General features: G+C 68.5%; 13 protein-coding genes. 12 read left to right on the forward strand and 1 reads right to left on the reverse strand.

What is annotated here, in order from left to right:
* Positions 1-198: 198 nt before the first annotated feature.
* Positions 199-1,005, reverse strand: a complete 807-nt coding sequence (locus tag ACWD5F_RS42300) for a C40 family peptidase (protein WP_401714229.1) — start codon at positions 1,003-1,005, stop codon at positions 199-201.
* A 743-nt stretch (positions 1,006-1,748) separates the two neighbouring features.
* Between ACWD5F_RS42300 and ACWD5F_RS42305 the strand changes: the two genes are divergently transcribed.
* The 12 genes from ACWD5F_RS42305 to nuoL are packed head-to-tail and all read left to right on the forward strand — an operon-like array spanning position 1,749 to position 14,543.
* On the forward strand, positions 1,749-2,108 hold the full coding sequence (locus ACWD5F_RS42305; protein ID WP_030379754.1) for an NADH-quinone oxidoreductase subunit A: 360 nt from the start codon (positions 1,749-1,751) through the stop codon (positions 2,106-2,108).
* 14 nt (positions 2,109-2,122) lie between these two features.
* Positions 2,123-2,677: a NuoB/complex I 20 kDa subunit family protein gene (locus tag ACWD5F_RS42310; RefSeq protein WP_010041554.1), complete on the forward strand. Its 555-nt coding sequence runs from the start codon at positions 2,123-2,125 to the stop codon at positions 2,675-2,677.
* Positions 2,674-3,438 carry an NADH-quinone oxidoreductase subunit C gene (locus tag ACWD5F_RS42315; RefSeq protein WP_401714227.1) on the forward strand — a complete coding sequence of 255 codons (765 nt, stop codon included), beginning with the start codon at positions 2,674-2,676 and terminating at the stop codon, positions 3,436-3,438. Before ACWD5F_RS42310 ends, ACWD5F_RS42315 begins: the two co-directional genes overlap by 4 nt.
* A complete protein-coding gene (locus ACWD5F_RS42320; RefSeq protein ID WP_451261522.1) occupies positions 3,435-4,775 on the forward strand; it encodes an NADH-quinone oxidoreductase subunit D in 1,341 nt (446 codons plus the stop codon). Before ACWD5F_RS42315 ends, ACWD5F_RS42320 begins: the two co-directional genes overlap by 4 nt.
* The gene (gene nuoE, locus ACWD5F_RS42325; RefSeq protein WP_451261523.1) at positions 4,772-5,644 is read left to right on the forward strand and encodes an NADH-quinone oxidoreductase subunit NuoE; all 873 of its coding nucleotides are present in this window, start codon (positions 4,772-4,774) and stop codon (positions 5,642-5,644) included. The genes ACWD5F_RS42320 and nuoE overlap by 4 nt, the downstream gene beginning before the upstream one ends.
* On the forward strand, positions 5,644-6,990 hold the full coding sequence (nuoF, locus tag ACWD5F_RS42330) for an NADH-quinone oxidoreductase subunit NuoF (RefSeq protein ID WP_450358406.1): 1,347 nt from the start codon (positions 5,644-5,646) through the stop codon (positions 6,988-6,990). Before nuoE ends, nuoF begins: the two co-directional genes overlap by 1 nt.
* On the forward strand, positions 6,987-9,491 hold the full coding sequence (locus tag ACWD5F_RS42335) for an NADH-quinone oxidoreductase subunit G (protein WP_451261524.1): 2,505 nt from the start codon (positions 6,987-6,989) through the stop codon (positions 9,489-9,491). Before nuoF ends, ACWD5F_RS42335 begins: the two co-directional genes overlap by 4 nt.
* 26 nt (positions 9,492-9,517) lie before the next feature.
* Positions 9,518-10,882, forward strand: a complete 1,365-nt coding sequence (nuoH, locus tag ACWD5F_RS42340) for an NADH-quinone oxidoreductase subunit NuoH (protein ID WP_401714438.1) — start codon at positions 9,518-9,520, stop codon at positions 10,880-10,882.
* Complete coding sequence (gene nuoI / locus ACWD5F_RS42345; RefSeq protein WP_451261525.1) at positions 10,875-11,477, forward strand: NADH-quinone oxidoreductase subunit NuoI; 603 nt, start codon at positions 10,875-10,877, stop codon at positions 11,475-11,477. Before nuoH ends, nuoI begins: the two co-directional genes overlap by 8 nt.
* Positions 11,474-12,337: an NADH-quinone oxidoreductase subunit J gene (locus ACWD5F_RS42350; protein ID WP_451261526.1), complete on the forward strand. Its 864-nt coding sequence runs from the start codon at positions 11,474-11,476 to the stop codon at positions 12,335-12,337. The genes nuoI and ACWD5F_RS42350 overlap by 4 nt, the downstream gene beginning before the upstream one ends.
* Positions 12,334-12,633 (forward strand): NADH-quinone oxidoreductase subunit NuoK, encoded by a 300-nt coding sequence (gene nuoK, locus ACWD5F_RS42355; protein ID WP_123998414.1) that lies wholly within the window; start codon positions 12,334-12,336, stop codon positions 12,631-12,633. Before ACWD5F_RS42350 ends, nuoK begins: the two co-directional genes overlap by 4 nt.
* 14 nt (positions 12,634-12,647) lie before the next feature.
* Entirely contained in the window at positions 12,648-14,543 is a 1,896-nt protein-coding gene (nuoL, locus tag ACWD5F_RS42360) for an NADH-quinone oxidoreductase subunit L (protein ID WP_451261527.1), read from the forward strand.

Here is a 14,543-nt window from a genome sequence, read left to right on the forward strand (position 1 = left end):
GCAGGAGAGGGCCCTACGGGCCTTGGGAGCCTCTTCCCGCCCCCCAGGAGCCATGACAACAGAACGCGCCCTACAGCCGCAGGAGAACACCGGCCACACCCACGGACGTCCCGCACCGGCGCCCGGCGGGCGGACGCCGGGAGGGCCGCTGCCCCCGAGCGGCTGCGGCCCTCACTAGCTTTCCGGATTCTCCGAGGTTCAGAGCACCCGCACCGCGCCGGTCGGCGGGTCGTACGACAGCGGCCGCTCGACGACACCCGTCGAGGAGTTCTGCGCGCCGACGAACATGCCGCCACCGACGTACACCGCCACGTGGTACGCGCTGCCCGCGCTGCCCCAGTACAGGATGTCGCCGGGCTGAAGGTTGCTCAGCGACACCTGGGTGCCGGCCGTCGACTGGTCCTGCGAGACGCGCGGCAGGCTGATGCCCACCTGCTTGAAGGCCGTCTGCACCAGACCGGAGCAGTCATACGCGGACGAACCGGTCGCGCCGGACACGTACGCCTTGCCGACCTGCGCCTTGACGAAGTTGACGATGGTGGCCGCCGAACCGGTCGCCGTCGACGAACTCGTCGTGGTGGTCGAGGGAGTTGAAGCGGCGAGCGTGGTCCGCTGGGTGCTGCGGCTGGCTGCCTCCTCGGCGGCGGCCTTGCGGGCCGCTTCCGCCTTCTTCTTGGCCTCCGCCTTCTTCTTGGCGTCCGCGAGGTCGACCTTGGCCTGCTTCGCGGCCTTTGCGGCGGCCGCGTCACGCTCGGCACGCAACTGGTAGTTCGCGGCTGTCTGCTGCGTGGCATCCGCGGACTGGGCGACCTGAGTGGACAGGTCGGCGGTCAGGGTGGGCAGTTCGAGGGTCTGGGTCACCGGCTCGGCGGCGCTCGCCGAGGCCGACGCGCCCGCCGCTGCCAGACTGAGTACGCCACCGGCGACTCCGGCACGCACCGCGATCGAACTCGTCGCGTTGCGGCGGGGTTTCCGGTGGCTGCGTATGTGAGCGGTGTGGGACATGAGTCCAACCGGTATCAGGGGCTCCTCCATACCTTCAAGAAACGTGTGGTGCGCCACATTTACTCAATGGGTCCCCACAATCCCGGGCGTGGCGTTCTTTATTGACGCCGTAACGGACATTACGGGCAGAGCCCGATCGGCCCGTGATCACGCTCTTTCGTCGTTACGCCCGAATTGCCCTTGACTTACCACCGGTTGAGACAAGTGGCCAAGCCCCGCTCTCGGACGCCTCTCATGGATGTGGCGGAGGTCACGCAACGGTCACAGCGGCGGCTGCGTCATGCGCGTGCCTCGGCCCTCACTCGCTCGTGAATGTGTGCACGTGTCCACATCGCGCCGCGCGACTCCCTCTGATGTGTGAATGCCGTCCTCTAGCAAGGCACCCCGTCCAGCACCAATTTGCATGCAAGGGAAGTCTCTTGATATGGAGACGCCTCGTCCGAACTGCGCCGACGAGCGCAAATGTCACCTCTGGTGATCACTCGGACGCTTCACGTACGAAGATCAGCGCCCGTCCGACTTCATGATCCTTCGTCAGGTGGTGGAGATCACAAAGCTTGTGCAATACCCCGTGTCGCAGATCACAGAGCGCCGGGCATAAGATGCGAGGCAGTTGGGCTTGTGACCTGCTTCACATGTTCTCGATCTTCGCTGGGACGCGAGGTGTTCGGGGATCCCGTGGGGCAGCAGCGGGCCCGGTGCCATCGCCAGCAGTCAGTGCCGACTGAGAGGAGCGAGGAGCGGTGAACGCGTATGCGCCCATCCTCGTACTGGGAGCCCTCGGGGCAGGCTTTGCGATCTTCTCCGTGGTCATGGCCACGCTGATCGGTCCGAAGCGGTACAACCGGGCCAAGCTCGAGGCCTACGAGTGCGGGATCGAGCCGACCCCCACGCCGGCCGGCGGCGGGCGTTTCCCCATCAAGTACTACCTGACGGCGATGCTCTTCATCGTCTTCGACATCGAGATCGTCTTCCTCTACCCCTGGGCGGTCACCTTCGACTCCCTGGGGATCTTCGGGCTCGTGGAGATGCTGCTCTTCGTGCTCACCGTCTTCGTCGCGTACGCGTACGTATGGCGGCGCGGCGGCCTGGAATGGGACTGAGGGGCCTTTAAAACATGGGACTCGAAGAAAAGCTGCCGAGCGGCTTCCTGTTGACCACCGTCGAGCAGGCCGCGGGCTGGGTGCGCAAGTCGTCCGTCTTCCCGGCCACGTTCGGCCTCGCCTGCTGTGCCATCGAGATGATGACCACCGGCGCCGGCCGCTACGACCTGGCGCGCTTCGGCATGGAGGTCTTCCGCGGTTCGCCCCGCCAGGCGGACCTGATGATCGTCGCGGGCCGGGTCAGCCAGAAGATGGCGCCGGTGCTGCGGCAGGTCTACGACCAGATGCCGAACCCCAAGTGGGTCATCTCCATGGGGGTGTGCGCCTCGTCGGGCGGCATGTTCAACAACTACGCGATCGTCCAGGGCGTCGACCACATCGTGCCGGTCGACATCTATCTCCCGGGCTGCCCGCCACGGCCCGAGATGCTGATGGACGCCATCCTCAAGCTGCATCAGAAGATCCAGACCTCCAAGCTCGGCGTGAACGCCGAGGAGGCGGCCCGCGAGGCCGAGGAAGCGGCGCTCAAGGCCCTGCCCACGATCGAGATGAAGGGGCTGCTGCGGTGAGCGACGCGAACGGCACCGGCGGTGCGAACGGTGCGTCGAACGGCGTGAACCCCGAGAAGGACATCGCCGCCGACAACCTTCCCGGCCAACGCGGCCAGGGCGGTGAGGAGATCCGCGTCCAGCGCGGCATGTTCGGCGCCAACAACGGCGGCGACACCTCCGGTTACGGCGGCCTGGTCCGCTCGGTCCGCCTCCCGGGAGCGTCCAACCGCCCTTACGGCGGCTGGTTCGACGAGGTCGCCGACGAGTTGGAGGGCGCCCTGGAGGAACAGGGCCTGCTGCCCGACAACGCGATCGACAAGACGGTCGTCGACCGCGGCGAACTCACCTTCCACATCGAGCGCGAGCACCTGCTGCGCGTCGCCCAGACCCTGCGCGACGACCCGGCCCTGCGCTTCGAGCTCTGCACGGGGGTGAGCGCGGTCCACTATCTCCACGACAAGGGCCGCGAGCTGCACGCCGTCTACCACCTGCGCTCGATCACCCACAACCGGCTGATCCGCCTCGAAGTCAGCGCCCCCGACAGTGATCCGCACATCCCGTCGCTGGTCTCGGTCTATCCGACCAACGACTGGCACGAGCGCGAGACCTACGACTTCTTCGGAATCGTCTTCGACGGTCACCCGGCGCTGACCCGGATCATGATGCCGGACGACTGGCAGGGCCATCCGCAGCGCAAGGACTACCCCCTCGGCGGCATCCCCGTCGAGTACAAGGGCGCCCAGATCCCGGCTCCGGACCAGCGGAGGTCGTACTCGTGAGCACACAGTCCCCATCCGCGGCCGCCGCCGCCTCGGCCCGCGAGACCACCGAGGGCACCGTATATACGGTGACCGGTGGCGACTGGGACGAGGTCGTCCAGTCCGCGGCCCGCGCCGACGACGAGCGCATCGTCGTCAACATGGGTCCCCAGCACCCGTCCACCCACGGAGTGCTCCGCCTGATCCTGGAGATCGAGGGCGAGACGGTCACCGAGGCCCGCTGCGGCATCGGCTACCTGCACACCGGCATCGAGAAGAACCTCGAGTACCGCACGTGGACGCAGGGCACCACGTTCGTGACGCGCATGGACTACCTGACGTCCTTCTTCAACGAGACCGCCTACTGTCTCGCCGTCGAGAAGCTCCTCGGCATCGAGGACCAGATCACCGAGCGAGCCAAGATCATCCGGGTGCTCCTGATGGAGCTGAACCGGATGTCCTCGCACCTGGTGTGCATCGCCACCGGCGGTATGGAACTCGGCGCCACCACGATCATGATCTACGGATTCCGCGATCGTGAAATGATTCTCGACATCTACGAGCTCATCACGGGCCTGCGGATGAACCACGCGTACATCCGCCCCGGCGGACTCGCCCAGGACCTGCCGCCCGGCGCGGTGGACCAGATCCGCGAGTTCGTGAAGAAGATGAAGAAGAACCTCCCCGAGTACGACAAGCTCGCCACCGGGAACCCCATCTTCAAGGCCCGTATGCAGGACGTCGGTTACCTCGACCTGGCCGGCTGCATGGCCCTCGGCGCCACCGGCCCGATCCTGCGCTCCACCGGTCTGCCGCACGACCTGCGCAAGTCGCAGCCCTACTGCGACTACGAGACCTACGACTTCGAGATCCCGACCGCCGACACCTGCGACTCCTACGGGCGCTTCCTCATCCGCCTGGAGGAGATGCGCCAGTCGCTCGCGATCGTCGAGCAGTGCCTGGACCGGCTGCAGCCCGGCCCGGTCATGGTCGCCGACAAGAAGATCGCCTGGCCCGCCCAACTCGCCCTGGGACCGGACGGACTGGGCAACTCCCTCGACCACATCAAGCAGATCATGGGCACCTCCATGGAGGCCCTGATCCACCACTTCAAGCTGGTCACCGAGGGCTTCCGCGTCCCGCCGGGACAGGCGTACGCGGCCGTCGAGTCGCCCAAGGGCGAACTCGGGGTGCACGCCGTGTCCGACGGAGGCACCCGCCCCTACCGGGTCCACTTCCGGGACCCGTCCTTCACCAACCTGCAGGCCATGGCGGCGATGTGCGAGGGCGGCCAGGTCGCCGACGTCATCGTCGCTGTCGCCTCCATCGACCCCGTGATGGGAGGCGTCGACCGGTGACCACCAGTTCCTCGGAGCAGAGCGTCAGCCTGGGCATGCCCGAACTGCCCGCGCCCGCCTACCCGGACGACGTCCGAGCCCGGCTGGAGGCCGACGGGCGGGAGATCATCGCCCGCTACCCGGACTCCCGCTCCGCGCTCCTGCCGTTGCTGCACCTCGTGCAGGCGGAGGAGGGTCATGTCACGCGCACGGGACAGCAGTTCTGCGCGCAACTGCTGGACCTGACGACGGCCGAGGTCGCCGCGGTCGTGACCTTCTACACCATGTACCGGCGCAAGCCGAGCGGCGACTACCAGGTCGGCGTCTGCACCAACACCCTGTGCGCGGTGATGGGCGGCGACGCGATCTTCGAGGAGCTCCAGGAGCACCTCGGTGTCGGCAACGGCGAGACCACCGGCGACGGCAAGGTCACCCTGGAGCACATCGAGTGCAACGCGGCCTGCGACTTCGCGCCGGTGGTGATGGTCAACTGGGAGTTCTTCGACAACCAGACCCCGGCCAGCGCCAAGCGCCTCGTCGACGACCTGCGCGCGGGAGCGGACGTCCGGCCCACGCGCGGGGCGCGCCTGTGCACCTTCAAGGACACCGCCCGCATCCTGGCCGGCTTCCCCGACGAGCGGCCCGGGGCCGTCGAGGAGAGCGGTGGCGCGGGCCCCGCCTCGCTGGTGGGCCTCCGCCTGGCCAGGGGAGCGGCCGCACCCGCGCGCGTGGTGCACCCGCGTGCCGGCCGGCCGCAGGACGAGCCGCAGGACGCGGCGGCGCACGACCCGTCGCCGTCGGAGCACCTCAGTTCACACGATGCGCCACAGGACACGTCGGCCTCCGACCCGGCCCATCCGGCCGGGCCCGCCGCCGAGGAGGGGGAGTGATGACCTTGGCACCCGAACTGAAAGACACCAGCCCCGAGAAACTGCTCGCACCCGTGCTGTCGGCCTTCTGGGACGAGGACAAGTCCTGGTCGCTGGACGTCTACCGAAGGCACGAGGGATACGAGGGTCTTCGCAAGGCGCTGGCCATGTCGCCGGACGACCTGATCGCGTATGTGAAGGAGTCCGGACTACGGGGCCGCGGCGGTGCGGGATTCCCTACGGGAATGAAATGGCAATTCATTCCCCAAGGGGATGGAAAGCCGCACTATCTAGTTGTCAACGCCGACGAGTCGGAGCCCGGGACCTGTAAGGACATCCCGCTCCTCTTCGCGAACCCGCATAGCCTCATCGAGGGCATTGTCATCGCGTGTTATGCCATCAGGTCGTCGCATGCCTTCATCTATCTGCGTGGTGAAGTCGTCCCCGTGTTGCGGCGGTTGCACGAAGCCGTGCGCGAGGCCTATGCGGCCGGCTACCTGGGCGAGAACATCCTCGGTAGCGGCCTCGATCTCCAGCTCACCGTGCACGCGGGCGCCGGCGCGTACATCTGCGGTGAAGAGACCGCACTGCTCGACTCGCTCGAAGGCCGTCGTGGTCAACCGCGGCTGCGTCCCCCCTTTCCTGCGGTGGCGGGCCTCTATGCGTGCCCGACTGTTGTGAATAACGTCGAGTCGATCGCGTCGGTTCCCGCGATTCTCAATCGGGGCAAAGAATGGTTCCGCTCGATGGGCAGCGAGAAGTCCCCGGGCTTCACGCTCTACTCGCTCAGCGGTCATGTCACCAGCCCCGGCCAGTACGAGGCGCCGCTCGGCATCACACTCCGCCAGCTCCTCGAAATGAGCGGCGGGATGCGGGCCGGGCACCGGCTCAAGTTCTGGACGCCGGGCGGTTCTTCGACGCCGATGTTCACCGACGAACACCTCGACGTGCCCCTCGACTACGAGGGCGTCGGCGCCGCCGGATCCATGCTCGGCACCAAGGCCCTGCAGTGCTTCGACGAGACGACCTGCGTGGTCCGCGCCGTCACCCGCTGGACCGAGTTCTACGCCCACGAGTCCTGCGGCAAGTGCACCCCGTGCCGCGAAGGCACGTACTGGCTCGTGCAGTTGCTGCGTGACATCGAGGCCGGCAAGGGCGTCATGTCCGACCTCGACAAGCTCAACGACATCGCCGACAACATCAACGGCAAGTCGTTCTGCGCCCTCGGCGACGGTGCCGCCTCGCCGATCTTCTCCTCGCTCAAGTACTTCCGCGAGGAGTACGAGCAGCACATCACGGGCCGCGGCTGCCCCTTCGACCCGGCCAAATCGACGGCCTGGGCCGACCGCACGGAGGTGAACGCATGACCGTGACCACCAACGCTCCCTCGGGAGGGGGAGAAGCGGCGGTCCCGCCGGAGGACCTCGTCTCCCTGACGATCGACGGCGCCGAGATCAGCGTGCCCAAGGGCACCCTGGTGATCCGGGCCGCCGAACAGCTCGGCATCGAGATCCCCCGCTTCTGCGACCACCCCCTCCTCGACCCGGTCGGCGCCTGCCGCCAGTGCATCGTCGAGGTCGAGGGCCAGCGCAAGCCGATGGCGTCCTGCACGATCACGTGCACGGACGGCATGGTCGTGAAGACCCAACTCAGCTCGCCTGTCGCCGAGAAGGCCCAGCACGGTGTGATGGAGCTGCTGCTCATCAACCACCCGCTGGACTGCCCGGTCTGCGACAAGGGCGGCGAGTGCCCGCTGCAGAACCAGGCGATGTCGCACGGCCAGGCCGACTCCCGCTTCGAAGGAAAGAAGCGGACGTACGAGAAGCCGATGCCGATCTCGACGCAGGTGCTGCTCGACCGCGAGCGGTGCGTGCTGTGCGCCCGCTGCACCCGCTTCTCCAACCAGGTCGCGGGCGACCCGATGATCGAGCTGCTGGAGCGGGGCGCGCTGCAGCAGGTCGGCACCGGCGAGGGCGACCCCTTCGAGTCGTACTTCTCCGGCAACACCATCCAGATCTGCCCGGTCGGCGCGCTGACCTCGGCGGCGTACCGATTCCGCTCCCGCCCCTTCGACCTGGTCTCCTCGCCGTCCGTGTGCGAGCACTGCGCCGGCGGCTGCGCCACCCGCACCGACCACCGGCGCGGCAAGGTCATGCGGCGCCTGGCGGCCAACGAGCCCGAGGTCAACGAGGAGTGGATCTGCGACAAGGGGCGGTTCGGCTTCCGGTACGCGCAGCAGCGCGACCGGCTGCAGACGCCGCTGGTGCGCAACCCCGAGGGTGAACTGGTCCCGGCCTCCTGGCCGGAGGCGCTGGAGATCGCCGCGCAGGGGCTGCTGGCCTCGCGCGGCCGGACCGGCGTGCTGACCGGCGGCCGGCTCACCATCGAGGACGCCTACGCGTACAGCAAGTTCGCGCGCGTGGCGCTCGACACGAACGACGTCGACTTCCGCGCACGCGTGCACGGCGGCGAGGAGGCCGACTTCCTGGCGGCCCAGGTCGCCGGACGCGGCCGTGACCTCGACGGTACGGGCGTCACCAACACCTTCCTGGAGAAGGCGCCCGCCGTCCTGCTGCTCGGCTTCGAGGCCGAGGAGGAGGCGCCCGGCGTCTTCCTGCGGCTGCGCAAGGCCTGGCGCAAGCACGGCCAGAAGGTCTTCTCGCTGGCCACGCACGCCACGCGCGGGCTGGAGAAGGCCGGCGGCACGCTGCTGCCGGCGGCTCCGGGCACCGAGACCGCCTGGCTGGACGCGCTCACGAGCGGCGTCGGACTGGACGAGCCCGGCACGCGGGCCGCGGAGGCGCTGCGCGCCGACGGCGCGGTCATCGTCGTCGGCGAGCGGCTGGCCGCCGTCGCGGGCGGGCTCACCGCCGCCGTACGGGCCGCGTCCGCGACCGGCGCCCGGCTGGTGTGGATCCCGCGCAGGGCCGGCGAGCGCGGCGCCGTGGAGGCGGGCGCGCTGCCGACGCTGCTGCCGGGTGGCCGCCCGGCCACCGACCCACGCGCGCGTGAGGAGGTCGCCGCGGTCTGGGGACTCGCCGAACTCCCGCACCGCTACGGCCGCGACACGGGCCAGATGATCGAGGCCGCCGCCGCGGGCGAACTGCAGGCCCTGCTGGTCGCCGGCGTGGAGGTCGCCGACCTGCCCGACCCGGCACGCGCGCGTGCCGCGCTCGACGAGGTCGGCTTCCTGGTCTCGCTGGAACTGCGTCCCAGCGAGGTCAGCGAGCGGGCCGACGTCGTCCTTCCGGTGGCCGCGGTCGCCGAGAAGGCCGGCACCTTCCTCAACTGGGAGGGCCGGGTGCGGTTCTTCGAGGCCGCGCTCAAGCCCGAGCAGCTGACCCGCCACCTCTCGCCCGCCGACGCCCGCGTGCTCCAGATGCTGGCCGACGCCATGGACGTACACCTGGGTCTGCCCGACCTGCGGACCGTGCGCGCCGAGATCGACCGGCTCGGCGCCTGGGACGGGCCGCGGGCCACCGAACCCCTGGAGACCGCGGCCCAGTTGCCGCGGCCCGCCGCCGGGGAGGCCGTACTGGCCGGGCACCGGCTGCTGCTCGACCAGGGTGTTCTCCAGCAGGGCGACGAGGCGCTCGCCGGAACGCGGCACGCCGCCCACGCGCGCGTGTCGCTCGCCACGGCCGCCGAGGCCGGCGTCAAGGACGGCGACACCCTCGCCGTGACCGGACCCGCCGGAGCCGTCGAACTCCCGCTGCGCGTCACGGAGATGCCCGACCGGGTGGTCTGGCTCCCGCTGAACTCCGTCGGCGGGGGCGTCGCCTCCGACACCGGGGCACGTCCCGGCTCCCTCGTCCGCATCGGCCCGGCGACGTCCGTCGGCGAGGCCCCCAAGGAGGTGGAGTCATGAGCCCCCACGGCATGAGCTCGTACGGCGTGAGCCAGTACCTCGCCGCCGAAGACCTCTCGCTGTTCGGCCGCGACCCCTGGTGGCTGGTCGTCGTCAAGGCCGTCTTCTGCTTCGCGTTCCTGATGATCACCGTGCTGTTCTCGATCGTCTGGGAGCGCAAGGTCGTCGCCTGGATGCAGCTGCGCATCGGCCCCAACCGGCACGGCCCCTGGGGCATGCTCCAGTCGCTCGCCGACGGCGTGAAGCTGATGCTCAAGGAAGACCTCATCGTCAAGCGCGCGGACAAGGTGGTCTACGTCCTCGCGCCGATCATCGCGGCCATCCCGGCCTTCATGGCGATCGCGGTGATCCCCTTCGGCCCGTCCGGCAACGAGGTCTCGATCTTCGGCCACCGCACCACGATGCAGCTCACCGACCTGCCGATCGCGATGCTCTACATCCTCGCGGTCGCCTCGGTCGGCATCTACGGCATCGTCCTCGCCGGTTGGAGCTCCGGATCCACGTATCCGCTCCTGGGCGGTCTGCGGTCCTGCGCGCAGATGATCTCCTACGAGATCGCGATGGGCGCCGCGTTCGCCTCGGTGTTCCTCTACTCGGGGTCGATGTCGACGTCGACGATCGTCGAACAGCAGCACGACCGCTGGTACATCGTCCTGCTGCCGGTCTCCTTCATCCTCTACATCATCACGATGGTCGGCGAGACCAACCGCGCCCCCTTCGACATGCCCGAGTCCGAGGGCGACCTGGTCGGCGGCTTCAACACCGAGTACTCGTCCATCAAGTTCGCGCTGTTCATGCTCGCCGAGTACGTGAACATGGTGACGGTCTCCGCGGTGTCGACCACGCTCTTCCTCGGCGGTTGGCGGGCCCCCTGGCCGATCAGCACCTTCTGGGAGGGCGCGAACCACGGCTGGTGGCCGATGCTCTGGTTCGTGATCAAGGTCCAGCTGCTGCTGTTCTTCTTCATCTGGCTGCGCGGCACGCTCCCGCGCGTGCGCTACGACCAGTTGATGAAGCTCGGCTGGAAGGTCCTCATCCCGGTCTCCGTGGTCTGGCTGATGCTGGTCGCGACCGTGCGGGCGCTGCGCAACGAGAACTACGACTTCGCCGACATCGCCCTCTACATCGGCGGCGGCGTCCTCGCCCTGCTGCTTCTGTCCTTCGTCGTGGACATGTTCCGCGAGAAGGCGCAGACGGCCGAGGCGTCCGCGGCGGAACCCGCCGGATTCGACGCGATGGCGGGTGGATTCCCCGTGCCGCCGCTGCCCGGACAGGAGTTGCCGCCGGTGCCCAGGCGCAGCCCGCGACGGGAGCGGGAGCTCATTGTCAGTGGCGGGTCGGATACTGCCAGTGACGGACCTACGGATGGAAAGGAGGCGTCCGATGGCTGAGGAACCCAAGGAGACCAAGCCCGGTTTCCAGAACCCCGTGGCCGGCTTCGGCGTGACCTTCAAGGCCATGTTCAAGAAGCGGCTGACCGAGCAGTACCCGGAGCAGCAGAAGACCACCGCTCCCCGCTTCCACGGACGGCACCAGCTCAACCGCCATCCGGACGGCCTGGAGAAGTGCGTCGGCTGCGAGCTGTGCGCCTGGGCCTGCCCCGCCGACGCGATCTACGTCGAGGGCGCGGACAACACGGACGAGGAGCGCTACTCGCCGGGCGAGCGGTACGGCCGCGTCTACCAGATCAACTACGCCCGCTGCATCCTGTGCGGCCTGTGCATCGAGGCGTGCCCCACGCGCGCGCTCACGATGACGAACGAGTTCGAGCTGGCCGACAGCAGCCGCGCCAACCTCATCTACACCAAGGAACAGCTGCTGGCCGGCCTCGAAGAGGGCATGGTCGACAGCCCGCACTCGATCTTCCCGGGGACGGACGAGCAGGACTACTACCGGGGTCTGGTCACGGAGGCCGCGCCCGGCACCGAGCGCCAAGTCGCCGTCTCCAAGGGCGAGAAGGCGGAAGAAGAGGGGGTGGAAGCATGAGCCCCCAGCTCGCGGCCCACTCCACCGCCCAGCTCGCCGCCTACTCCACCTCCACCGGCGAGGCGTTCCAGTTCTGGGTCCTCGGCACGGTCGCGGTGATCGGCGCCCTGGCCACCGTCTTCATGAAGAAGTCGGTGCACAGCGCGCTCTCGCTCGCCGGGACCATGATCATCCTGGCGGTGTTCTACCTCGCCAACGGGGCCTACTTCCTGGGGATCGTGCAGATCGTCGTCTACACGGGCGCGATCATGATGCTGTTCCTCTTCGTGGTGATGCTGGTCGGCGTCACGGCCGCCGACTCCCTGACGGAGACCATCAAGGGCCAGCGCTGGCTGGCCCTTCTGTGCGGTCTCGGCTTCGGCATCCTGCTGATCGCCGGCATCGGCAACGCGTCCCTCACGGAGTTCAACGGCCTCGGCCAGGCGAACGCGAACGGCAACGTGGAGGGCCTCGCGACCCTCATCTTCACCAAGTACGTCTTCGCCTTCGAGATCACCGGCGCCTTGCTGATCACGGCCGCCGTCGGCGCCATGGTGCTCACCCACCGGGAGCGCACCGAGCGCGCCAAGACCCAGCGTGAGCTGTCCGAGGAGCGCGTGCGCGGCAACCACCTGCCGCCGCTGCCGGCGCCCGGTGTGTACGCGCGGCACAACGCCGTGGACATCGCGGGCCTGCTGCCCGACGGCACCCCGTCCGAGCTCACCGTCAACAAGACGCTGCGCGAGCGCGGTCAGATCCGTGACGTGTCCGCCGAGGCGCTCAACGACCTCAAGGCCCTTGAGCAGCGCTCCGAGGAGCGGCTGGAGCGGACCGAGGTCGAGCCGGCGCACTTCCATCGGACCGAGGAGGCGTCGAAGTGAACCCGGTCAACTACCTGTACTTGTCCGCCCTGTTGTTCACGATCGGCGCCAGCGGTGTGCTGATCAGACGCAACGCGATCGTCGTGTTCATGTGCATCGAGCTGATGCTGAACGCCTGCAACCTCGCGTTCGTCACCTTCTCCCGCATGCACGGCAATCTCGACGGCCAGATCATCGCCTTCTTCACGATGGTCGTCGCCGCCGCGGAGGTCGTGGTCGGGCTCGCGATCATCGTGTCCCTGTTCCGTTCCCGCCACTCGGCCTCGGTCGACGACGCCAGCCTGATGAAGCTCTGAGGGGTCGCTGAATCGTGGAGAACCTGATTGCGCTGCTGGTGGCGGCGCCACTGCTCGGAGCGGCCGTACTGCTGTGCGGTGGCCGGCGTCTCGACGCCGTCGGCCACTGGATCGGCACGGCACTGGCGGCCGCCTCCTTCATGATCGGCGTCGTGCTCTTCGCCGACCTGCTCGGCAAGGACGCCGAACACCGGACCCTGCTCCAGCACCTGTGGACCTGGGTCCCGGTCGAGGGCTTCCAGGCGGACGTCGCGTTCCGCCTCGACCAGCTGTCGATGACGTTCGTCCTGCTGATCACGGGCGTCGGCTCGCTGATCCACCTGTACTCGATCGGGTACATGGAGCACGACGAGCGCCGCCGCCGCTTCTTCGGCTATCTGAACCTGTTCCTCGCGGCGATGCTGATCCTGGTCCTCGCCGACAACTACCTGCTCCTGTACGTCGGTTGGGAAGGCGTCGGTCTGGCGTCCTACCTGCTGATCGGCTTCTGGCAGCACAAGCCCAGCGCGGCGACCGCGGCGAAGAAGGCCTTCCTGGTCAACCGCGTCGGCGACATGGGCCTGTCGATCGCCATCATGCTGATGTTCACGACGTTCGGGACCTTCGCCTTCGGGCCGGTGCTCGACAGCGTCGGCGACACCTCGGAGGGCAAGCTCACCGGCATCGCCCTGATGCTGCTGCTGGCCGCCTGCGGCAAGTCCGCCCAGGTGCCGCTGCAGTCCTGGCTCGGCGACGCGATGGAGGGCCCGACCCCGGTCTCCGCCCTCATCCACGCGGCGACGATGGTGACCGCGGGCGTCTACCTGATCGTCCGCTCCGGAGCGATCTTCAACGCCGCGCCCGACGCGCAGCTCGTCGTCACCGTGGTCGGTGCCGTCACGCTCCTGTTCGGTGCGATCGTCGGTTGCGCGAAGGACGACATCAAGAAGGCCCTCGCGGGCTCGACGATGTCGCAGATCGGCTACATGATCCTCGCCGCGGGCCTCGGCCCCATCGGCTACGTCTTCGCGATCATGCACCTGGTGACGCACGGCTTCTTCAAGGCCGGGCTCTTCCTCGGCGCCGGTTCGGTCATGCACGGCATGAACGACGAGGTCGACATGAGGAAGTACGGCGGCCTCCGGAAGTACATGCCGGTCACCTTCGTCACCTTCGGTCTCGGCTACCTCGCCATCATCGGCTTCCCGGGCCTGTCCGGCTTCTTCTCCAAGGACAAGATCATCGAAGCGGCCTTCGCCAAGGGCGGCACCGAGGGCTGGATCCTCGGCGGCGCGGCCCTGCTGGGCGCGGCCATCACGGCGTACTACATGACGCGCGTGATGCTGATGACCTTCTTCGGTGAGAAGCGCTGGCAGCCCGACGAGAACGGCAACGAGCCGCACCCGCACGAGTCCCCGAAGACGATGACGATCCCGATGATCGTGCTGGCCTTCGGATCGGTCTTCGCCGGCGGCATCTTCGGCATCGGCGACCGCTTCCTGCACTGGCTGGAGCCCATCACCGGGCACGAGCACGGAGACTCCCCGGTCAGCGCCCTGACGGTCACCCTGGCCACGATGGTGGTCCTGGTGATCGGCGTGGGCATCGCCTGGGCGCAGTACGGCCGCCGGTCGGTCCCGGCCGTCGCCCCGCGCGGGTCGCTGCTCACCCGGGCCGCCCGCCGCGACCTGCTCCAGGACGACTTCAACCACGTGGTCCTGGTGCGCGGCGGCGAGCACCTCACCCGCTCCCTGGTCTACGTCGACCACACGCTGGTCGACGGGGTCGTCAACGGCACGGCGGCCTCGATGGGCGGCCTCTCCGGAAGGCTGCGCAAGCTGCAGAACGGCTATGCGCGGTCGTACGCGGTCTCGATGTTCGGCGGTGCGGCCATCCTCGTCGCCGCGACCCTGCTGATGAGGGCGGTCTGA

Source organism: Streptomyces sp. NPDC002499, from assembly GCF_053595415.1.